The organism is Nocardia vulneris, from assembly GCF_001613425.1.
GTDB lineage: Bacteria > Actinomycetota > Actinomycetes > Mycobacteriales > Mycobacteriaceae > Nocardia > Nocardia vulneris.
This window is the reverse complement of the sequence record NZ_BDCI01000048.1, coordinates 107006-128273: the sequence shown is the minus strand read 5'-3', so window position 1 is coordinate 128273 and position 21268 is coordinate 107006. Positions and strand designations below refer to the sequence as shown.

15 protein-coding genes are annotated in these 21268 nt (G+C 67.2%); 11 read left to right on the top strand and 4 right to left on the bottom strand.

From position 1 onward, the window contains the following. Nucleotides 1-171 precede the first annotated feature (171 nt). On the top strand, nt 172-3765 hold the full coding sequence (locus tag NVU01S_RS39260; RefSeq protein WP_063048240.1) for a carboxypeptidase-like regulatory domain-containing protein: 3594 nt from the start codon (nt 172-174) through the stop codon (nt 3763-3765). Nucleotides 3766-3947: 182 nt separating this feature from the next. After that, entirely contained in the window at nt 3948-5384 is a 1437-nt protein-coding gene (locus tag NVU01S_RS39255; RefSeq protein WP_156161813.1) for a hypothetical protein, read from the top strand. 100 nt (nt 5385-5484) lie between these two features. Here the strand turns inward: NVU01S_RS39255 and NVU01S_RS39250 are convergent, their stop codons facing one another. Further along, nucleotides 5485-5682, bottom strand: a complete 198-nt coding sequence (locus NVU01S_RS39250; RefSeq protein WP_043677748.1) for a hypothetical protein — start codon at nt 5680-5682, stop codon at nt 5485-5487. A gap of 217 nt (nt 5683-5899) precedes the next feature. Here NVU01S_RS39250 and NVU01S_RS39245 point away from each other — a divergent pair, with 217 nt between their 5' ends. Genes NVU01S_RS39245 through NVU01S_RS39235 form a run of 3 tightly spaced genes read left to right on the top strand, consistent with a single transcriptional unit; the run spans nt 5900 to nt 11062 of the window. Continuing rightward, nucleotides 5900-7717 carry a hypothetical protein gene (locus tag NVU01S_RS39245; protein WP_043677745.1) on the top strand — a complete coding sequence of 606 codons (1818 nt, stop codon included), beginning with the start codon at nt 5900-5902 and terminating at the stop codon, nt 7715-7717. Next, nucleotides 7707-9590: a TOMM precursor leader peptide-binding protein gene (locus tag NVU01S_RS39240; protein ID WP_043677743.1), complete on the top strand. Its 1884-nt coding sequence runs from the start codon at nt 7707-7709 to the stop codon at nt 9588-9590. Before NVU01S_RS39245 ends, NVU01S_RS39240 begins: the two co-directional genes overlap by 11 nt. A gap of 11 nt (nt 9591-9601) precedes the next feature. Continuing rightward, a complete protein-coding gene (locus NVU01S_RS39235) occupies nt 9602-11062 on the top strand; it encodes a SagB family peptide dehydrogenase (protein ID WP_043677741.1) in 1461 nt (486 codons plus the stop codon). Between the two features lie 36 nt (nt 11063-11098). Here NVU01S_RS39235 and NVU01S_RS39230 read toward each other — a convergent pair whose 3' ends face one another. The 3 genes from NVU01S_RS39230 to NVU01S_RS39220 all read right to left on the bottom strand — a co-directional run bounded on the left by NVU01S_RS39230 (nt 11099) and on the right by NVU01S_RS39220 (nt 13470). After that, nucleotides 11099-11518 (bottom strand): Dabb family protein, encoded by a 420-nt coding sequence (locus NVU01S_RS39230; RefSeq protein WP_043677739.1) that lies wholly within the window; start codon nt 11516-11518, stop codon nt 11099-11101. Between the two features lie 37 nt (nt 11519-11555). Continuing rightward, nucleotides 11556-12758, bottom strand: coding sequence for an MFS transporter (locus tag NVU01S_RS39225; protein ID WP_052281090.1), 1203 nt, complete (start codon nt 12756-12758; stop codon nt 11556-11558). A 169-nt stretch (nt 12759-12927) separates the two neighbouring features. Further along, nucleotides 12928-13470, bottom strand: coding sequence for a gamma carbonic anhydrase family protein (locus tag NVU01S_RS39220; RefSeq protein ID WP_042255860.1), 543 nt, complete (start codon nt 13468-13470; stop codon nt 12928-12930). Nucleotides 13471-13675: 205 nt separating this feature from the next. Between NVU01S_RS39220 and NVU01S_RS39215 the strand changes: the two genes are divergently transcribed. From NVU01S_RS39215 to NVU01S_RS39190, 6 genes are all read left to right on the top strand, one after another. Then, the gene (locus tag NVU01S_RS39215) at nt 13676-14095 is read left to right on the top strand and encodes a hypothetical protein (protein WP_156161812.1); all 420 of its coding nucleotides are present in this window, start codon (nt 13676-13678) and stop codon (nt 14093-14095) included. A 64-nt stretch (nt 14096-14159) separates the two neighbouring features. Beyond that, entirely contained in the window at nt 14160-15305 is a 1146-nt protein-coding gene (locus NVU01S_RS39210; RefSeq protein WP_042255902.1) for an LLM class flavin-dependent oxidoreductase, read from the top strand. Between the two features lie 11 nt (nt 15306-15316). Beyond that, nucleotides 15317-16165, top strand: coding sequence for a class I SAM-dependent methyltransferase (locus NVU01S_RS39205; RefSeq protein ID WP_082032292.1), 849 nt, complete (start codon nt 15317-15319; stop codon nt 16163-16165). A 41-nt stretch (nt 16166-16206) separates the two neighbouring features. Then, nucleotides 16207-18600, top strand: coding sequence for a hypothetical protein (locus NVU01S_RS39200; protein WP_043677734.1), 2394 nt, complete (start codon nt 16207-16209; stop codon nt 18598-18600). A 37-nt stretch (nt 18601-18637) separates the two neighbouring features. Continuing rightward, entirely contained in the window at nt 18638-18919 is a 282-nt protein-coding gene (locus NVU01S_RS39195) for an acyl carrier protein (protein WP_043677732.1), read from the top strand. Next, on the top strand, nt 18916-21258 hold the full coding sequence (locus NVU01S_RS39190; protein WP_043677730.1) for an MMPL family transporter: 2343 nt from the start codon (nt 18916-18918) through the stop codon (nt 21256-21258). Before NVU01S_RS39195 ends, NVU01S_RS39190 begins: the two co-directional genes overlap by 4 nt. Nucleotides 21259-21268: the final 10 nt, after the last annotated feature.

Genomic DNA, 21268 nt, shown 5'->3' with positions numbered 1-21268 from the left:
GAGTTCGGTCGGGTAGGTACCGCCGGTCGGCCGCATCGGTGCCGAATGTTTGCGAGTAGTCGAGTACTCGCGTCCGGCCTGGCCATCGGCTCGACAATGAGTTCCATCCCTCGGACACATGAACAGCACCGAAACCGGGGGTTCGCGACGGCAGTCGCGCAGGAGGAAATCATGAACACCGTCGCCGGTCGAATCGTCAGCATGGAATCCGGCCGCGGCGTCGCCGACGTCACCGTGACCGCGCTCGCCGAAGGGGTCGAGAACGAGTACGGGCTCGCACACAGACGCCTCGGGTCGACTCTCACCGATCAGGATGGCCGCTTCCGCATCGACTATGAGCCACCGGATGCCGCACCCGACTGGGAACTGGTCACCCTGGCCACCGCGGGCCGGGACTGCGAGAACGACACGGTGCTGGCCCGGTGTCCCCGGCGCGGACCCGCGCCCGCCGAGTCGGTCATGCTCCGGATTCCGGACGCGGCACTCGTCGACGCGGAACTGGCGGTACCGGGCGCAGCGCCACAGGCCGCGGGCATCATCGCCGACGAAGCCGGCGCCAGGGCGTACGCGACCGCGCTCGCCGCCGACCGTCGGCGGTTGCTGGCCCTCGGGCTGAGCTCGGCCCGTGCGGCCAGGAAGCAGACAGAGAAGAAGTTCGATCGCTTCATCACCGGGCTGAGCGATGCCGCGGGCGGCCGGGGCGAACGCCGGTACGCGCCCAAGGACACCCCCGTCTCCGAAGCCGTGCTGACCGCGGTGCGGGACGGGCTCACGAACTCGATCCATCAGCTCGGCCTCGACAACCACCGCGTCTTCACCGCGAGCGAGATCGCAAGCCTGCGTGCACAATTCCCTGATCTGAAGAACGTCGACGCGGCCGCCGTCGACCAGATCAGCCCGGCCGGCAAGAAAGTACTGCCGATCGGGCTGCAATGGTTCGATCCGCTGTGGGCCTGCCGCCGCCAGACGCCGATCAACGACTGCGTCGCACTGCTCGACCCGAACCACCCACAACCGCAGGACAACCCGGCCGATGGCCCAGCCGCGGACCAGCCGGCCGACGAGCCCAGCACCGGCGATCCCGCGCCGCAGCCTGCCGCCGACACCAGTATCGACGGCCTGATCACCCGCCTGACCGCGTCCCTGTCCGCACCGGAATCGCCTGTGCTGGTGGGTGTCCGGCCCGGCCTCGGCGACGTGCAGGCCGGTGTGGACGGATTCGCGCTGCGCAGCGGGCCCGCCGATGTGCCTGCCACCCACGACTTCCATCACCTGCGCATCGCATTCGAATCGGTGTGGCAGGAGCTTTTCGATCGTGAGACACTCGCGACGGGTCGTCAGCTCTATGACAAGTTCGTCGAGTTGGGTTTGGATCCGAACGACTATCTCGTCGAACACAACGGGCACAGCGGCTATTCGGTGGTACCGCCGTGGCTGAAAGGAAACCTGCTACAGGCGATGCTCGAGTCGCTCTACAGCGGCGGCTACGGCGGCAGCACGGCGACCGGTGGCCCGCCGCCGGAGGTGACGCAGTGGTTTTATCTGACCGATCGGGAATGGTCGGTCCTCAACCCACAACACCGCAGCACTCTCACCTCGCTGGGCACCCAGTTGAACACGCTGTCGCAGAAGTCCTCTGAGCTGCAGGATCTCACGAAATCACTGCCCTTGTTCAAGGAGCTGTTCACTCAGATCATGCGGGCCGAGGTCGAGAGTCTCGATCGGCAGATGCGGATTCTGCAGAACCGCGGTGCGCGAGTGGTCAAGTACGCCAAGGAATTGGCGCAAGCCCCACGCGAGTTCGAGAAGCTGCACGAGCTGTTGACGGCGCTGGAGAAGTCGCTGAAGGAGCCCTACCGGTTCAACGTCTACGCCGCAGGGCCCACCGGCCGCAGCATCAATTTCGGTGTCCTGGAGACCTATCGGCAGCAGTGGACTCCCCTGACATATCAGGTGGGCGAGCTTGTCCGCACGGTGCCGTTGGCGCCCAAGGAAACTCGCAAATACTCGCGCAAAACGGTGCGGAAACAGAACCGGGCACAGAAGGAGTCGACCAGTCGCCTCGAATCCCTGCGCAGCGAATCGAGTGTCACCGCCCGGGTCGAGGCCGAGATCATCGCCCGCGCAGAGACGAAGTCGAACTTTCAAGTGGGCGCGGCCGCGGGCATCTCACTGGGCGTCACGTTCAAGGGCACCACCAGTTTCGGGCAGAACGCCGCGCAGCTCTCCCAGGAGACCAAGAAGGAGTTCCGCGAGTCGGTCTTCAAAGCGGCCGCGGAGTACAAGACCGAGAACCGGGTAGAGGTCGAGGTCGGCCAGACCTACGAGTTCGCCGAGGAAGAGTCCGGGGAGTTGTCCAACCCCAACGACGAACTGCCGGTGACGTTCCTGTTCTACGAGTTGCAGCGCAAGTACCGGATCGACGAGAAGCTGCGCAAGGTCACCCCGGTCATCCTGGTCGCTCAGGAGTTTCCCGCGCCCGATGAGATCGACGACGACTGGATCGTGGCCCACGATTGGATCCTGCGCCGGGTCATCCTGGACGACTCGTTCGTGCCGGCGATGAACTACCTGGCCACCAAGGTCGTGGGCGACGAGCATGCGCTGCAACAACTTTACGAGAACTTGCAACAGCAGCGTCGCATCGCGGACGAGTTGAGCGAAGAACTCGTCCTGGTTCGCGCGCAGCTCGATTCACGCTACGAGGCGCTGCAGCGCTCGCTGCGCGCCCGCGCGGACACGATCCAGCAGGAAAGCGACGAAGGCTTGCTGGAGAGCGGCCACGAATTCCTCTTCGGCGGAGACGATCCCGACGCCGAGGCGATGAAGGCCCGCGAGGACGCGACCCGCGACGCCTACCAGCGCGTCCTGACTCGCGAACACGACCTGCAGGAACGCCTGACGCGGGAAACGACCGCCGTCGCCGAATTGAGCGACAAATACACCGCGCAGCTGTCGGATCACCTGAACCGGCGCACCCAGATCTCGCGGCTGCGCACCCACATCAAAGCCAACATCATGCACTACATGCAGGCCGTCTACAGTCACGAACCGCCTGATCAGCGCTACTTCAGGCTGCGCGATGTGCGGGTGCCCCGGCTGGTCGGCAAGAAGACCTACACCATCACCACCGATCCGGACGCGGTGCCCTTGCCGCCGACCTGGCGCAAGCCGCACAAACTCACCGCCCGGGTGCACATCGACACCGAGGATCTGGGCTTCGACGCACTCGGCGACGTGGCCGATCTCGATAATCCGCTCGGGTTCAAGGGAAATTACATGATCTTCCCGCTGACCCGGGAAAACGCGCTCACCGACTACATGCTGACGCCGTACTACAACCCGTTCACCGGCCTGCACGATCCCGATCAACTGGCCACCTGGACCCTGCACGAGTTCGCCGAATACGTCTGCTGCGTGCGCGCGAACACCGACGATCGCACATTCGCACTGCTGTTGCCTGGACTGATCGAAACCTATCGACGGCTCAAGGAACGCGCCAACGACGACAACGAACTCGTCGTGCCCACCGGGTCGCTGTATATCGAGGCGCTGCCCGGTGTGCACCCGCTGCTGGAAGACTTCAAACTCGCCCATCGGGCAGTCGACGTGAAGAAGGCGCAGGCCGAGGTCCGGCTGAGCGAGCTGGAGAACCTACGGATGGCAGCCAGGCTGCTCGCCGACGAGCACGACGACCCGAGAGTGGACAAGAAGATCGTCATCGAGGGCGCCCCGGCGGTGGCCATCGATCCCGACACGATCTGAGTCCGGCCGTGTCGGGCGATACGCGAGCACGGGCCGCGACGGCCACCGGTGCCCGTGGTACCGAAAGCCGGGGCATCTTCGACGATCCCGCGAAAGTATTTGCGGGAGGAGGTGTTCCGACTGCAGCCGCGACACCGGCAGCCCTCGCCGCACGGCGTAGAGCACACGCTCTCGTGCTGGCCGTGGATCGGCTGCTCACCCAGTACGTTTCGGACGTGGACAGCAAAGCGGTCCAGTGGCAAGAAAGCGAAGCTCCGTTCGTCATCGGAACCAGATGCCGTGCAGCGCAATCGACGGTTCGCCGGATGGAGGCGATCCTGCGCACCGAGGCACCGGTGCCCGCCGACGGCTGGTCCGCTGCGCTCGGTGCCTTCGTGTTGGCGCAGCACTACCTCGCACGCCTGGTCACGCCAGAGGGAGTCACTCGGGTGAGCGCTGCCCGCCGTGCGCTGGAACAGGCTGCGGCACTTGCCCCGCCGGAGCCGAAGCCGAAGCCGCTGACCGTGGGTTGGCACGTCGTAGCCGACGACAGCGGTGCACTCGTCGGCTATGTGAATGTCAAATCTGCCTCACTCATCGAGCTGTACGACGCCGATCTCGCATGGATCGATGCGATCGAAACCCCGATCGTTTCGGAAGGATTGGGGCCTATCAACTATCTGCCGATCGCATGGGGACTGGGGCGGCTCGGATACCAGCTCGGCGGACGGCTCGCCTCGGCCATGCTGCGGCGTCTGGCCGCCTCGACGCGCCAATTCGCCCAGCGATCGGTGTTCATCGCGGGTACTTTGCGTGGCACGGGCCAGGCCGTCCCGGCCATCGCGAGTGAGCAGGCCGCACACGTCTGGATCATGTCGGAGGCGCTGACAGCTCAGGCGATACGGACGGAAGCAGCGACCGCCGCGCGGACGATCGCCGCCGAGGAAGGGACAACCGAGATCGCGGTCGCCGAGGCAACGGTCGGGAAAACCGGTGTGCCCAGGCCCGGAATCGGCGCAGGATCGGCCTCGACAGGAGCCGCGGCGACAACCCAGAGCGCCGGGACGGCAGCGGCCGCCACGGCCGGTGCGACGGCGGTGCGGCCCGGTAGTTCATTGGGCAAAGAAGCCGAGGCCCCAGTACTGCGCGCTTATCATCCGAACGCGCTCAGCGCACCGGAGAACTTCCGGGCCTATGACGCGTACGAAGGTGGTACCGCCGAATACTTCATCACTCGCGAACGCGTCAAGAATGGCTGGATCCTGGTCGTCAACAAAGTGGTTTCGCACGCTCGATGGATCAGCCTCAAAAGAATCCTCCAGCAGGCCGATGCCACCCCGGCGAATGTCCGCAAACATGTGACCGCTGCCATGCGCGATATGGAGCGCGACGCCAACGATCGCTCAGCCCGCAAGCCGGCTCGTGACCCGGACCCGATCGATCCGAACACCCACGAACGAGTGATCAAGAAGGACCCGGCGAGCGTCACGTTGCACATCACCTACCCCGGTCCGGTGACGGCGGAGACCGCCGCCGCCCTCGAGCAGGCCGCGCGCGCCGCAGCCCGCAATTCCGGCCGTATCGAGGATCTTCCGAATTTCGAACTCCTGCTCAACGGCCGGCGCATTCCGCTGGACTGAGCATTCCCTTCTTCGAATCACGACAGCAGGCAGGGGGCGAGTCGCCCCATCGACGTGATCCCCCGGTCATAACTACCGGGGGATCCGTTCCGACAGACCGTTACGCTTCGAGCCCGTCGAGGGGATTGCTCGTGTCGCGGCCGCAGGTGCTGCACACGCAGTAGCCGCAGGTGCAACAGGCGGAGCAGTCACAGGGCGGGATCAGGCCGGTCGGGGCCGAGCGCTCGTCGGCCATGGTCAGATTTTCGGGTTCGAGATTCAGTAATTCGAGGGCGAGATTCGCCGAGGTGATGGGCATGTGCCGGTCCTCTCCTGGATGGATTGTGCAGGAACTTCGAATATGCCTGCCGCGCTTTCCCTTCCGACAGGGCAGCACGCCCGGCGGGGCCGGGAAGAATTCCCGGGTCTCCGGTCGAGTGCGGCCGGGAAGATTTCCCGTCCGTTCGGGAATTCGTGCTCTGTCGGTGTGACCGGCGTACGTGTGATCGTGCTCGAGGAGGCGAAAGGAGTCCGGTATGCGTCCACGCTTGCACCCGGCCGTGCGGTATGTGGCCTGTCCCGACGGGGTGTACCTGTTCGGTGATCGCGGCGCGCGCACGTTGCGCGGCGCCCGGGCTTTCGACTGGCTCAGCCGTCTCGAACCGTATCTGAACGGCGCGTTCGAACTGGACGAGCTGACCGCCGCGCTACCCGCCGCACAGCGCTCGACGGTCGAGGGCATGGTGACGGCGCTGCACGAGCACGGATTCGTGACCGACGCGCAGGGCGATCTACCGCACCAGCTTGCCGAGGCAGAACTGCGTATCTACGCACGGGAGATCGCCTTTCTCGCCTGCGCGATCGATGCACCGGAACACCGGTTCCAACGTCACCGGCAGGCGCGGGTGACGGTGCTCGGCTCGGCGGGCACCGAGCGCGTCGTCACCGCGGTCGTCGCGGCCGGGGTGCGATCGGGGTGGGCGAATGTGCGCGTCGGCATGGTCAGGCAGGAGGCCGAGTTGCTGCGCGCCGTCGACGCCGCGCGACGGGACGAGCACCAACGCGTCTTCCTGACCCCCGATCCGGACTTGCGGGACACTGATGTCGTACTGCACATCGCGGACACCACAGGGGAATTGACGTCGTTCGCGCAGCGCTGCCCGGAGCATGTGGCGCTCGCACAGCTGCTGCTCGGCAGCGCGGAAGCCTGGATAACCGAGGCCGGTACGCCCGCCGGCACCTCGTGCTGGAAACGCCTGCGGGCCAACCGTAAAGGCGAAACCGCTCAGGGCCCGAACCAGTGGCTGACCGGACCGGTGCCCGCAATTCTGGCGGCACACCTGGTGCTGGGCGTCTTCCGCCATCGCACCGGGTTGGCCGCCCTGCCCGCACCCACACCCGGCGGACCGCGAGCGACCCGCATAGATTTGCGCACCTTGGACATGACGGTGCATCGCATCACGCCGACGCACGCTGTCGCCGAACATGATTCACACTCGCCCACGCGACAGGACAACCCGATCGCCGCAACTCCCGACGAACTGCTCACCAGGGCCGCGATGCTCGTCGACGAGCACACGGGTGTGCTCTCGACCTTCGGTGAGGGCGATCTGCCGCAGTTCCCACTCTCGCTCTGCCGGGCGGTCGTCTCCGATCCGGCCCAGGTGATCCCGTCTTCGGATCCCCTCCCTTCCGTGACCGGGTGGGGTCCGGATCAGCACACTGCCCGCACCCGTACGGTGCTGCGCGCGCTGGCGGTGCACGCCTGGCTCACCGCGCCGGCGACCTCGGCCGTCGATCTCGTGACCGGCCGAACGCTCGCCCCGCCGGTGCGCTCAGCGGGCGACAGGGCGAATCCACTGGCCACCGGTGTCGCGGCCGGACTCACCCGATCGGACGCCCTCGAATGGGGCCTGCGCCAGCAGTGCGAGGCGCTGCTGATCGAGCGTCGAGCGGAATGGACAGCGCGGCCACCGCTGACGGAAGGTCGAATACCGCTCGACGACAACGGGATTCGACTCATGCACCAGCTCGACGTGGTCGGCGGCGAGACGACGGTGCTGGACCTGAGCGACATCCTGGGCGTCCCGGCCTACGCGGTGCGCACGGCGCACGGTCACGAAGTCGTGAGTTGCGCGACCACCGCGCCCGACGCCCTCCACGGCGGGCTGGAGCGCGCTCTCCTGGCCTGGCAAGGACATCCGGACACCTGCGCCGCAGCCGCGGGGACGTCCGAGAACCCCGATCTCCTCGCCAAAGCCCTGCACGAGTCCGGATTCACCGCTGTCGCGGTGGAACTCGCCGACGAACTCGCCCTTGTGCACTGCGTCCGGGTGGTGCTCGATGCCGCATGACATCGCCGTGCTCGGCACGGGACTGCTCGCCACGGCGGTGCGCGAGGCGGTGACGGCCACCGGCCACCGCGTCCGCACCACCGACGAAACACCGTACGACGCACTGGTAGTCGCCGATGACACTGCGGCGTCGACAACGGCAGGGTCAGCGGTGCCATGGTTTCCGGTGCGGCTGAACCACACTCGCGTCCTTGTCGGACCCGGTCGCCTCCCGGGCCGCCCAGGGTGCCCGACCTGTGCCGACAGGCGACGCGAGCACAACCGGATCGATGCGCCGCAACGCGCGGCACTGTCCGAGCGATTCGGCGCGGATCTGCTACGCCGACCCGCACCCCTGCTCTTGGCAAGCACCGCAGCAGCCGCGGCGGCGCTGGCGGTCGCCGAAGTGGAAAAGCTACTGGCAGGTGCGCCGAACTCCGTCCAGTGGAGCCTGGATCTGGCAACCGCGGTCACGACAACCCATCCCATCATGGCCGATCCGCTGTGCCCGGACTGCGCGAAGCTCCCCGGCGACGACCCCGGGATCGCGCGAAACCTCTTCGCGCCGAATGCCGGACGGCGCGGCCTGCGCATCCGCGACCTCACCGCGGCGCTGCCCGAGTTGCAGCGGATCTACGTCGACGCGGACACCGGGATGATCCGCGAGCTCAGCACCTGGACCACCGCGACGTCCCCGATGTCCAGGGCCGCCATCGAATCCGAACAGTCCCCCGCGAGCAGCCACGGGTACGGTCGCGGCTTCGGTGTCGACGCGACCAAGGCGGCCGCGGTGGCCGAGGCACTCGAGCGGCTCGGCGGACAACGTCCACGCGGTCGGCGCACCACCGTCCGCGCCGCGTACACCGACGTCGCGGGCGAAGCCATCGATCCCCGCGCCTTCGGCCTGTACTCCGACGCCCGCTACGACGCCCCCGGATTCTGGTTCCATCGCTACCATCCGGACCTGGAAATCCCTTGGGTGTGGGCCTATTCGTGCACGCGAGCCGCAGCCGTGCTGGTGCCGGAGTGCCTGGCGTACTACGGCGTGCACGACCGCCGTTTCGCCTACGAGACGTCCAACGGCTGCGCCGTCGGGAGCTCGCTCGCCGAGGCGGCTTTGCACGGGCTGCTGGAGGTCACCGAGCGGGACGCGTTCCTGCTCACCTGGTACGCGCGGCTGCCGGTACCGCGCGTGGACCTGGATTCCGCGACGGATCGGCGGATTCCGTTGCTCGCCGATCTGGTCGCGCACGAATTCGGCTACGAGGTGGCGGCATTCGACTGCACGACCGAGACGCGCGTCCCGGCGTTCTGGCTGATGGCCGTCGACCAGCAACCTGGCAAGAACAGGCCGACGGCCCTCTGCGGGGCGGCCGCGCACGTGTTCCCGGAGCACGCGTTGCTGAGCGGGATACAGGAAATGCTCACCATGCTGGAGGGCTTCGTCACCCGCTACGATCCGGAGTCGGCAGGCCAGATGGTGGCCGACAGCGACCGGGTCGGCGACATGGACGATCACAGCACCCTCTACGGCCATCCAGATGCCTTCCCGCGCCTGGGTTTCCTCCCGCTCGGCGGACCGCGGCAGCCGATACCGGCCGCCGACTGGCCCGAATTCGGCGACCTCACACAAGATCTCGAGTACCTGGCCGAGTGGTATCGCGCGTGCGATCTCGATGTCCTGATCGTCGATCAGACTTCGGCGGAGCACCGGGCCGGCGGGTTCGCCTGCGCCAAAGTTCTCGTGCCCGGCACGGTGCCGATGACGTTCGGGCACCGGAACCGGCGCGACCACGGCCTGCCGCGCCTCCGCACGGCACCAAGGCTGCTCGGCTACTCCGAGCACGACCTCGGCGCGGACGAGATCAATCCGTACCCGCACCCCTTCCCGTGAGGGAGCAGTTCATGGACGCCGACACCGGTGCCGCGCTGACCAGGTTCCTGGACCGCGGCCGCAGTCCCGCCCGCGGGCCGATCGACTGGAACGCCGCCCCCGCACGGTACAAACGCTATCCCGACGCCGCCCGCATCGAACTGCCGTGGGGCGACGAAGCGGCCGCTACCTCGCTGCTCGGTGCCCTTCTGCTGGACATGTGCGGTATCACGCGCTTGATGTGGACCCCGGTACTCGATCACGACGGCGTACCCACCCCCGGCGCGTTCAAGGTCCAGCACGGCAGGTCCGCGCCGTCGGGCGGCGCGCTGTATCCGCTGGCCGCCTACGTCGCCGTGCCATCACCCGAACCCGGCCTCTACCACTATGATCCGGCACACCACTGCCTCGAGCGACTGCGGCCGGGTGATCACCGAGCAGCCTTGGCCGCACTGGTTTCCGACGCCCCCAGTCCCCTTCCCGCCGCAGTGCTCGTGCTCACGGCACGGTTCTGGCGCAACGGATTCAAATACGGCGAGTTCGGATACCGGTTGCAGACACAGGAAATCGGCGTGCTGGCCGCCCAAGCGGCAGCGGTGGCCGCGCGTCTCGGCAGTACCGTGGACACGCGCCTGCATTTCGGCGACGACCAGGTGCACGAACTGCTCGATCTCGATCCGCGCGCGGAAGCCGCCCTGGCGATGATGTTCGTCGGCCAGGACACCGCGGCGGCGAACGCCCCGACCTACCGTGAGCTGATCACCGTGGCCCCGCCGGTCGCCGCGGAACGAACCCCCGCGATCACCGACAAACTTCCCGCCATGGCTGCCTTGCACACCGATCCGGGTGTGCTGCCCGAGGACTCGGTGCCATATCCGATGGAGGCCGGGCGCGAACTACCGCTGCCCCGGCTACGAGTGGCTGTCGACGCGGGCATAGTGGGCCGCTCCTCCCCTGCCGACGGGTTCCGTCCACGTCCCATCGAATCGACCCGGCTGGCCGGACTGATCGGTGCGGCCGCCGACGGCTGGGCCGGATTCGGCCGCGGTGCCGCGCTGTACTGCGTTGTCGCCCGCGTCGACGGGATCGCAACGGGCATGTACCGCTACCACCCGGCGCGCCATGCCCTCGTCGAAATCACCTCCGGCATAGCCGATTCGGTCCGGTGCCACCCGATCGTGGGCGAGGCCGCCGCGGTCCTGCTGCCGGTCGGTGACCTGCCCGCGGGTACCGGAGCACGCTGGTATCGAACAGTGCAAGCCGATGCGGGCGTGGTCCTGCAACGCGGGGCACTCGCCGCTGCCGCACTCGGTCTGGCCGCACGCATCCACTCCGGCGAAACGCCTGATTTCACGGCCGATCTCGCGGGCACCCGGACCGCGCTCGCCGCACTGCTGATCGGCGTCCCCCGCGCGGTTTCGACACTGGAACACCGAATCCACCCGGACGGGTGCAGCACCGCAGACACGGCTGGACAACGCGAAAGCCCCTGACGGACAATATGTCCGCCAGGGGCTCCGGCCCGAGTACTACTTCTCGCCGTGCGCGCCGGGTGCCGCGCTACCGCTGTATTCGCCGAGATCGGAGACCAGCTTGGTCAGCTCCGGGTCGCTGTCGTAGCGGCGCTGGTGCAGTTCGGCGATCTTCTTCCCCATCTCCGGATCCGCGTCGTCGGTGATGTCGAAGGAGGCGAACTTGTCGACCAGCGGCAGGCCGACGCGGTCGGTGTTGCGGTGGGCGGGGTGGATCAGGTACTCCCAGTAGCCGGCCAGGTCCTCGATGACGAACACCGCGCCCCACTGGTATTCGCCACCGAAGTCGGGGCCGACGACGAAGGACTTCACCGAGGGGATGACCCGGCCCTGGTTGCGCAGGCTCTCGAGGGCTTCCTCGACCGCCTCGGGGGTGGCGTCGGCGCGAAGGGTGAAGCGGTTACCGTGGTAGATCATTTCTTTCAGCTTTCTCTGTGGTGGGAAATCGGTTGTCTTACTTGGCTTTACGGATCAGGGGCAGCGTCAGGGCGGCACCCGCGAGCATGGCGAAGCCGGTCCAGAGGAACGCGCCGCCGATGCTGGTGGCTCGGATGAGCGGTTGGAGGATCAATGGGGAGACGAACTGGCCCAGGAAGATTCCGGTGACCAAGCCGCTGAGGATGCGGCCGCGGGTGGCGGCGGGGGCGAGATCGCTCAGGCGCAGATTCAGATTGGGCACCGCGAGACCGACGCCGAAGCCGCCCACCAGCAGGCCCGCCACCACCTGTGCCACCGAATGCGCGGTGCCGACCAGCACCCACCCCGCACCGAGCAGGGCGACGCTGGCGGCGGTGACGACACTGGGCGTCCACCGCACCCGCAGCGGCGAGAAGGCCAGTGCGCCGGCGACGCTGCTCAGGGTGGTCGCGGCGATCACCGCGCCGACCACGGCCGGTCCCGTGCCCAGTTCCGCCAGCAGGAACGGCAACTGGGTGGGCGCCATGTAGAAGGCGAGCGTCACCAGGAAGGCGAGCAGGTACAGTCCGGCGATCGGCCGGAAGATGCCCGGCCGCGGCAGACCCGTCTCGACCACGCCGACCGGCCCGGAGGCCTGGTCGCGCCGCTGCTCTCGCAAGGCGAACAGCGCGAACGGCAGGATGGCGATCGAGGCGGCATAGATCCAGAACGGCGACTTCCAGTTCGAGGCGGCGAGCAGCCCCGCCAGCGGCAGGAACACCACGCCGCCGATACTGGCGAAAGCCTGTTGCAGCCCTAGGAAAGAGGCTCGCTTCGGGCCGTCGAACCAGTCGGTGATGGTGGCGCTGACCGCCGTCATGATGCCGCCGACCGCGACGCCGACCAGTGCCCGGGTCACCAGTAGCACGCCGAGGGTGTCGACGAAGAAACCGGCCGCGCCCGCTACCGCGAACAGTGCCAGACTCCCGACCAGCAGCGGTTTACGTCCGATCCGGTCGGCGGTCATCCCCGCCAGCGGCGCCGTGATGCCGATGGCCAGTGACGTGATGGTCAGCACCAGCCGCACCAGGACGTCCGCCCCGGCCACTCCCGCGAAGACCTCGCGCATGGCGGGCAGGCTCGGCGCGATGACGGCCGGCGCCATCACGGTCAGCATCGCGGCGGCCAGTATCGTGGCCCGGGCGGTGCGCCCCGGTGCGGCAGCTTCCCTCTGCACCCCCTCGTCGATTGCCGCGCTCATGGTGTTCCTCCTCGATGTCCCGCAGGTCGTGCTCCCTTGCTGACATCGACTTTTCCACCGCCGACCCACCCCTCGCGTCGGTGATTTTCACCTAGATCCGCCTAGGTGGCGGCGTAGGTAGCGCGGCTGATCCGCCCCGCGGCTGATCGGGGTCGCCTGAGGAATCTCCTCAGTCGACCGCGGTGCCCGGCACGGCGACAACACCCTTACGGTGGCGCCGCGCGAGATCCGCGTAGTAGCCGGGATTGATCTTGATCCACGCCTCGAAATCGGTGCCCTCGATCGGCCGCCGGACCCGCATCGGCGCACCCGAGGCGAGCACCCCGGGCGGGACGTCGAATCCCGCGGGCACCAGGGAGTGCGCCGCGATCAGCGAACCGGCACCGATTTTCGCGCCGTCCAGGACCGAACTCATATTGCCGAGAATGCATTCCGCACCGAGTATCGCGCCGTGCACCAGACAGCCGTGCGCCACGGTCGCGCCGGGGCCGATCTCGGTGAGCATGTCGGGCACACCGTGCAGAACCGAATTGTCTTGAATATTGGCGTCTTCGCGAACGATTATCGGTGAGATATCACCGCGCAGCACCGCCCCGTACCATACGGACGCACCCGCTGCTATCCGGACATCGCCGATGAGCGTCGCGGTCGGCGCAATGAATGCCGTGGGATGGACGACCGGGCATTTGCCTTCGAACTCAAAGAGATTCATGCGGAGACAATAGGTGCCACCGCGGCACGGACACCATGCGTACGGGCGTCCCCGGCACCGGACGGAAACGCTTCCGGCCCCGTTGACACTCGCGTTCGAGACCGCCTACCGTGCAAATATCACGGTAGGCATCGAAGTCGAAAGAAATATCGCCGCATCCGGCAAAGGCCTATAGCTCGTCGCATTGTGCAGGAGGGGGTTTCTCGTGTCGAATCCACCTGACCGCCGGCTTTTACTCATCGGCTGGTCGGCCTATATGACGGGTTTCGCCCTGCATTCCGTCGCACATATCTACCTCTGGCATCAGACACCGATTGCCGTGCGCATCTGCGGCATATTCGCCGATGTGGTCGGCTTCGTCGTGCTGGCACTCATCGTGCGCCGACACCCGTGGGCCGCCGTCCTGCTCGCGCATTTCGGTTCTTCGGTGGCATTGAGCCTCATCGTGATCCATATTCCTTTCTACTGGGGCCCTTTCAGCCAACCGTGGTATCTCGGCGAAATCGCACTGCCCTACTGGCTGTCGCTCGTCGCGGGCGTCGCGGGCGGGCTGATCGCCACCGCGATCGGAATATCCGCGCACCTGCGTGCACGCGATCGCAAGGACGCCGAGCTGCCGCAATGAACGTCCACGCCGTGCCCCGACACCCGAACCGCAGCCAACGAAAAGGTCACTCATGGATCTCACGATGAAACGTTTTCGGACCGGATTACTCGATGCCGGCCTGCATCCCCGATTCACGCCCGACATGCTGCTGCGCAGCAGCCAGATGCTGGCAGCGGCGGGCGGCGCGGATTCGCTGTGGGTTCCCGATCACCTGATCTCGTTGCAGCCGCAATCGGTGTGGACACCCAAATACGTCGGCGCCGCACATCTGGTGCCACGCATCCACGCCTGCTACGACCCGTGGCTGGCGCTCGGCTATCTCGCCGCGAAGAACGGCCTGGCCCGCAAGCGGCTGGGTATCGGCGTGACCGACACCGGTCGCCGCAATCCGGCGGTGACCGCGCAGGCCGCCGCGACCTTGCATCTGCTGACCGGCGGGCGTTCGATTCTCGGCATCGGCCCGGGCGAGCGCTTGAACAATGAGCCGTTCGGCGTCGACTGGCGCACACCCGTGGGCCGTTTCGAGGAGGCGATGGCCACCATCCGCCTGCTGTGGGATTCCGACGGTGCGCCGGTCAGCCGCGAATCACCCTATTTCCCTTTGCACAACGCGGTTTTCGACGTACCGCCCTATCGCGGCACCCGGCCGGAGGTATGGATCGCCGCGCACGGCCCGCGCATGCTCCGCATCGCGGGCCGCTACGCCGACGCCTGGTTGCCGGGCCTTTCCATTCAGCCGGAGGACTATTCGGCGGGCCTGGACCAGATCCGGACGGCAGCCTCGGACGCCGGGCGCGATCCGATGGCCATCCTGCCCGCGGTGACCTTCACCATCCTCACCGCACCGACTCGTGACGCGGTGGACGAGCTGTGCGAGAGCGTCGTCGCACGGACGCTCACCATCAATGCCTCGGCCAAGATGTGGGCCCGGCACGGCGTGGCGCATCCGCTGGGCTCGACCTTCTCGGGTGCCCAGGATCTGCTGCCGCAGAAGCTCGACGAAGCGACCATGCTGTCCTACGCCGAGAAGGCGCCGAGCTCGCTGGTGCGCGACCTGAACATGGTCGGCACACCGAGCGAGATCGTCGAACAGATCGCCGAATGGCGCGACCACGGTGTGCGCTACGCAGTCCTGTTGAACGTCAGCTATTTCCAGCACAGTCTGAGCAAGGGCATGGCGGCGAACGCGCTGCTGGTCCAGATCATGCGGCGGCTGCGCCGACTCTGAACGGATACCACGTGGCCGAATCACTGATCTCCGACATCTCCGATACCGCGCGCTGGGTCGCCACCTACCGGGCCGCCGAATCCGCCCGGCCCGACGCGCTTTTCGACGATTTTCTCGCCGCGGAACTCGCGGGCCGGCGCGGTGCGGCGATCGCCGCGGCCGCCAAACGCACGCTGCTCGGCGCGTGGTTCTTCGTGGCCCGCACGAAACTGATCGACGACATGATCGCGACCTGCGTTGCGCGCGGCTGTGATCGCGTCATCAATCTGGCGGCCGGGCTCGACACACGGCCCTACCGGCTCGAGCTGCCACCCGAGCTGGAATGGCACGAGGCCGACCTGCCCGCGATGATCGACGAGAAACAACAGCGTCTCGCGCTGCGTACACCGCGCTGCCGGATCAGCAGACACCGCGTCGATCTGGCCGACCCGCAGGCGCGTCGCGACTTCTTGGACAGCGCCGTCGAGCATGCAGACAAAACCGTGGTGATCACCGAGGGACTGCTGCTCTATCTGGCCGAAGCAGAGGTCCGATCGCTGTCCGCGGACCTGACCCGCCCCGAAATAGCCTGGTGGATAACGGATATCATCTCGCCGGCATTCGTCGCGCTGTCCAAACCCGCCCTACGCGGCAAGATGAACAATCTTGTCGTCAAATTCGGCCCGGCCGCGGGCATCGGCTACTTCGAGCCGCTCGGCTGGACCGTCGAGGAGTGCTCGTCGCATCTCGTCGCCGCGGATCGGTGGCATCGGCTACCGCCGCTGTTGCGGCCGTTCGCCCGCCTCCCGCAGCCCGATCCCCGACGGCCGGGCTGGTTGCCCACCTCCGCGGTCGCCCTGCTCGGACGACGTCCGGACTGATCCTCGAATCTCACTGTTCCAGCTGTGGAGGAAGCCAACTCATGTCTGTCAGCCGCACCAGACGCCTGCTCGCCGTCGTGTCCCGAAGCGCTACCCTCGGCCCCTCGGCCGCCCGCGTACTCGCAGACCTGGCCGGACCGCGCGAGGTGGATATCGCCGCGACGCCTGCTCGGGCCCCGGTGCAACCGGAATACGACCAGGTGCTGACCAGGGCCCGCCGTTTTCTGGACGCGGTCGCACCCGAAGACCCGCTCTTGCTCGTGCTCGCTGACTCGCTCGAGGCGCTCCCGGATGCACTCGCCGCCGCCGCGGCGGGCCGCGCCGCCGTGCTCACCTTGCTGGTCATCGACCACGACGACTGCCGGTATCGGGCCGCCGAGCCCGACACCGTGAACAGGATGCTGGCCAAGGTCGCGATCTCGCTGCCCGGCACCATCGAATTCGATCCCGGCCCGCACACCGTGCACGTGTACACCGCTCCGGACCTCGACACCTTTTACGCCGAGGAACATTTCACGCCGCGGTGGCACCCCGAGCACGATTGGGTCGTTGCGGCCGATATCGCCTGCGCCTTCGTCGACTCGCTGCAGGTACACCTGCACCAGCGCCTGCGCCCCGACTTCTCCGGAAGCGCAGTGGCGCGGGAACTTTCCGCATTCCTGAATCGGCGGGCCGGTCAGGACTGGGGTCTGCACTACTACACCGGATCCGGCGTCGCCACCTTCATCGATGACATGGAATCCCATGCCATGGCGAACGGCAACCCGATCGTCCGGGCGCCGAGCGAGCACAGTCACGGGTGCTCCGCGCTGGCCCGCTGGACCCTGGACGGCGCACCGTTCGTCATCGTGACGACCAGCGGGATGCACGACGAGTTCCGTGGCACGCTGGCCAACCACGTCGCCACGCGCAGTAAGGGATTCATCGTCTGCTGCGATTCGCGGCCGAACCAATGGCATCCCTTCCAGGGCACCATCCACCGCACCGGCGATGCGCGGCCGTCCCTGCAGGCACGCGGGTTTCCGGTGGTCTACATCGAGCGGACCGAGCACATCGGCGAGGGCCTGCGGCAAGCGTTCGCCGCCTACGACGCCGACCGCGGGCCGGTGATGATCCTCGCGACACGCGAAGTACTACAGGCGAATCCGGACATGGCCGCCCCCGTCGAACCCACGGCTCCCGATCGACCGGCGGCGATCGACCCGCCCGCACTCGACCGGCTGTCCGAGCTGCTCAACTCGGCACGAGTCCGATTGCTGTGCCAGGTCGGCCCCTTGTCCGGCCACGCGCAGCAGCTCATGTACGAACTGTCGCACCGCGCGGGCATCGCCCTGGCCGACTCGGTTGCCCAGCCGGGCACAGTGACTCGCTATCGCGACGGAACCGTGGTCCCGGAATACCTCGGCACCCTCAGCATGTACGGCTACTCCGCGCGGGTGCACCAATATCTTTACGACAAGGGTGAACTGCGGCCTGCCGACGAGCAGCAGGTGATCTTCCTGAACAGCGCCATACCGCAGATCGACACCCCGTTCGCCGAGTCGTCGCTGCGCAGGCTCGCCCCGATCCAGATCGTCGAGCACGCCGTGGACCAGGCTCCCTTCGCTGGCCTCACGGTGACCGGAAACATCGAGCAGGTCTTGCGCGCCTTGCTGGATCGACTCGACGTCGACCCCGAGGTGCTGGCGCATCGGCGCGCCGCCATCGCGGCGAGCACCGACTCCTATGGTGACGTGGTCGGCTTGCTGCCACTACGGCCGATGACGACGAACTACTTCTTCCGCCGTCTCGGGTCGGTGCTGGAAGAGCTGATCCAGCACCGTGATTACCGCTACGTCGGCGTCTACGATATCGGCCGGGTCGGCCTCACCGCGGTGAACAACCTGCCCAGGACCCACCGGGGTTTCTCCGGTTGGTACGGACGCGGACTGATGGGCGACGGCCTGATGGCACTGCCGGGCGTCGTCACCCGGCGCGACGAGCACGTACTCTGCTTCACCGGTGACGGCTCGGCCGCGATGACGCCGGACATCCTGCCCGCGCTGGTCCATCAGATCGCGGTCGACCGCGCACCGATGCCGAAGAGCCTGAACATCTTCCGGTTCGTCAACGGCAGCCACTCGGTCATCCGCACCTATCGCGAGGGTCTGCGGCCCGGCGCGGTGAGCGGACAAACCGGGGTGCTGACCTTCACCCCGGACGACTGGGACCGGCAGGTCGGGCCGCTCACCATCCGCCATCGGCGCGTAATCGCCTTCGATGATGTGCCTTTCGCCGATCAGCTCGACCAGAGCAACACGATCAACCTCTATTCGATCTTTCTCGGCCACAACAACGAAGGTGATGGTTTGAGCAGGTTTTCTGTGTTGGGATGGCAGCGGGACGAACTCGCGCCCGCCGCGTTGGCGGCAGCGGGGACTGCATTGCCATCTTGACGAGACACCGACGCCGAGTGGACCAGGAGGGGACGTTATGAACAGGGTCGAGATCGAGGAACGCGTGATCGCGTTGATCAGCGAGACGATGGCTCTGCCGATCGAGGAGATGTCGGATCCGGCAACCAATCTGCGCGAAGACCTCGGCATGGATTCGATGGATTTCGTCGACCTGCTGGTCGACCTGGAACGCCACCTCGGACACCGGGTCGATCGTGAACTCCTGGTCGACATCCGCACGGTGGGTCAGGTGGTCGACCTCGTCGACGATCTGGCCGCGCGGCGGGCGCAGGCGGATGCGGCCGAGGCCATTCGTTGACCCGGCAGGCACCCCCGGCGGCGGACCGCGACGACGCCGGCCGGGACCCGGCCGGCTCCGGTGACGGAATCCGTTCGGGCTGGCCGGATCTGGTCGCCCGATTCACGGCCGGACGGGTCCGGTTGCTCACCGTGGTCTGGATCGTGCTGCTCATGCTCGGCGCGCTCGGCGGCGCCACCCTGGCCGAATCGCTGAACAGCCAAGGGTGGGACGTGCCCGGGTCGGGCACCGTCGCGGTCCGCGACGAGCTCGCCGCGGGTTTGGCGGGCCGCGGCGCGACCGACGTGCTGCTGGTGATCCACGACAAGCAACAGACCGTCGACAGCCCCGCCTTCGAACAGCGAGCGCGCGAGGTGTTCGAGACCACCGTCGCCGACGCGCGGCTCCAGGTGAGCGGCAGCTTCGGCTGGAACACGCTGTCGCCGTTGAACAGAGGAAAGTTCGTCGGTGCGGACCGGCGCACCGTCACCACCGCGATCGGGATCGGCCTCGGCAACGACGAGGCCACCAAGAAGGTCCCGGTGGTGCAGGAGGACCTCGGCGCGCGATTCGAGGAACAGGGCCTCGATGTCGCCATCCTCAGCGTGCAGGGCATGCAGGGCGAGGCGAACAAACTCGCCGCCGAGGGCCTGATCCGCAGCGAGCTGCTGGCTTTTCCGTTGATCGTCATCGTGCTGCTGCTGTTGTTCCGCAGCGTGCTGGCGATGGTCGCGGCGATGGCGGTCACGATCACCGGGATCGCGGTGACGCTCGGCATCATCGGCGTGCTCGCGGCCCGCACCGAGCTGTCGATCTTCGTCGAGAACATCGTGCTGATGCTCGGTTTGGGTGTCGGCGTGGACTATTCGCTCGTCATGATCAAACGGTTCAAGGAGGAACTCGCCGCGGGCAACGAGGTGCACCAGTCGGTGCTGCGTACCCTGCGCACAGGCGGCCGTACCGTCGCCACCTCGGGCCTGACCATCATCGTGGCGGCGCTGCCGTTGTTCATCGTCCGGATGAACACGATCGTCTCGCTGGCCGTCGGCGCCGTGGTCGTCGTCGCGGTGACCACCCTGACATCGCTGCTCTTGCTGCCGGTGCTGCTGCAGGTACTCGGCCCGCGGATCAACGCGGGAAAGATCCCTATTCCGGCCCGATTCCGGACCGACGAGTCCGCCGACGAGACCCGATTGGCGTCGCATCGGTGGTATCGCCTGGCGGCGACGGTGATGCGGCACCGGTTCGCCTTCCTGGGCGCGGGTATCGCGGTGCTGGTCCTGCTCGCGATACCGGCGGCGGACATGAAACTGTCACTGCCCGGCCCGGAGATCCTGCCGTCGTCCTCGGCGATCGGGCGCGGGTTCGACCGCGTCGCCACACAATACGGCCCCGGCGTCGCCGCCCCCATCCAGGTCGTGGTCCGTTCGGACGCCACGGTCACCGATCCGTCGGTCGGCAGCGAGCTGAGCGAGTTGATCACCGACCTGTCGGCACTCCCCGATGTCGCCGCGGTGAACTCCGCACTCACTGTCACGCAACAGCTCTCACCCGAGTTGCGGTGGCAGGCCCTCGACCCGGCGACCTTCGACCGGCTGCCGGCGGACGCACAACAGGGTCTGCGGTACTACGTTTCCGGCGACCGACAGAAATCCGTCGTCGAAGTGATCTCGACCCGCCCCTTCGCGGACGACGCCACGATCACTCTGCTGGACCGGGTTCGCGCCCGCACCGAAGCCCTGCCGGCCACGATGCACGCCGATGTCGGCGGCAATACCGCACGAGCGGTGGACCCCAACCACGAGATCGAGCGAAAGCTGCCCTGGGTCATCGTCCTGATGCTCATCGCGCTCTACGTCGTGCTGTTGATCTCGTTCCGCTCGATCTTCCTGCCGCTCAAAGCGATTCTCATGAACGGGCTCGCGGTGGGCGCGACCTTCGGCGTGCTCGTCGCGATCTTCCAGAAAGGCTGGTTGCCACAGGTGCCCGGGCTGGATCAACCCGGCTATCTGCTGTCGTTCGCCCCGATCCTGGTGCTCGCGTTGATGGTCGGGCTGAGCACCGACTACGAGGTGTTCCTGCTCAACCGCGTTCGGGAGCGGTACCTGCAGACCCGGGACAACCACGAAGCGGTCGCCGTCGGCATCGCTCGCACCGCGCCGCTGATCACGGGCGCGGCGGTGCTGATGATCGCGGTGTTCGGCGCGTTCGGCTTCGGCGGGTTCCTGCCGATCGAACAGATCGGCATCGGGCTGGCCATCGCGGTCGCTCTGGACGTCACCGTCATCCGCAGCATGATCGTGCCCGCGGCGATGAGCCTCATGGGCCGCTGGAACTGGTGGCCCGGCGACAAGACCTGAATCCGTTGCA

Bases quoted from the DNA above. Each gene is read 5' to 3' on its own strand.
- NVU01S_RS39260 (WP_063048240.1), top strand. From the start codon at position 172: ATGAACACCGTCGCCGGTCGAATCGTCAGCATGGAATCCGGCCGCGGC.
- NVU01S_RS39250 (WP_043677748.1), bottom strand. From the start codon at position 5,682: ATGCCCATCACCTCGGCGAATCTCGCCCTCGAATTACTGAATCTCGAA.
- NVU01S_RS39245 (WP_043677745.1), top strand. From the start codon at position 5,900: ATGCGTCCACGCTTGCACCCGGCCGTGCGGTATGTGGCCTGTCCCGAC.
- NVU01S_RS39240 (WP_043677743.1), top strand. From the start codon at position 7,707: ATGCCGCATGACATCGCCGTGCTCGGCACGGGACTGCTCGCCACGGCG.
- NVU01S_RS39235 (WP_043677741.1), top strand. From the start codon at position 9,602: ATGGACGCCGACACCGGTGCCGCGCTGACCAGGTTCCTGGACCGCGGC.
- NVU01S_RS39230 (WP_043677739.1), bottom strand. From the start codon at position 11,518: ATGATCTACCACGGTAACCGCTTCACCCTTCGCGCCGACGCCACCCCC.
- NVU01S_RS39225 (WP_052281090.1), bottom strand. From the start codon at position 12,758: ATGAGCGCGGCAATCGACGAGGGGGTGCAGAGGGAAGCTGCCGCACCG.
- NVU01S_RS39220 (WP_042255860.1), bottom strand. From the start codon at position 13,470: ATGAATCTCTTTGAGTTCGAAGGCAAATGCCCGGTCGTCCATCCCACG.
- NVU01S_RS39210 (WP_042255902.1), top strand. From the start codon at position 14,160: ATGAAACGTTTTCGGACCGGATTACTCGATGCCGGCCTGCATCCCCGA.
- NVU01S_RS39200 (WP_043677734.1), top strand. From the start codon at position 16,207: ATGTCTGTCAGCCGCACCAGACGCCTGCTCGCCGTCGTGTCCCGAAGC.
- NVU01S_RS39195 (WP_043677732.1), top strand. From the start codon at position 18,638: ATGAACAGGGTCGAGATCGAGGAACGCGTGATCGCGTTGATCAGCGAG.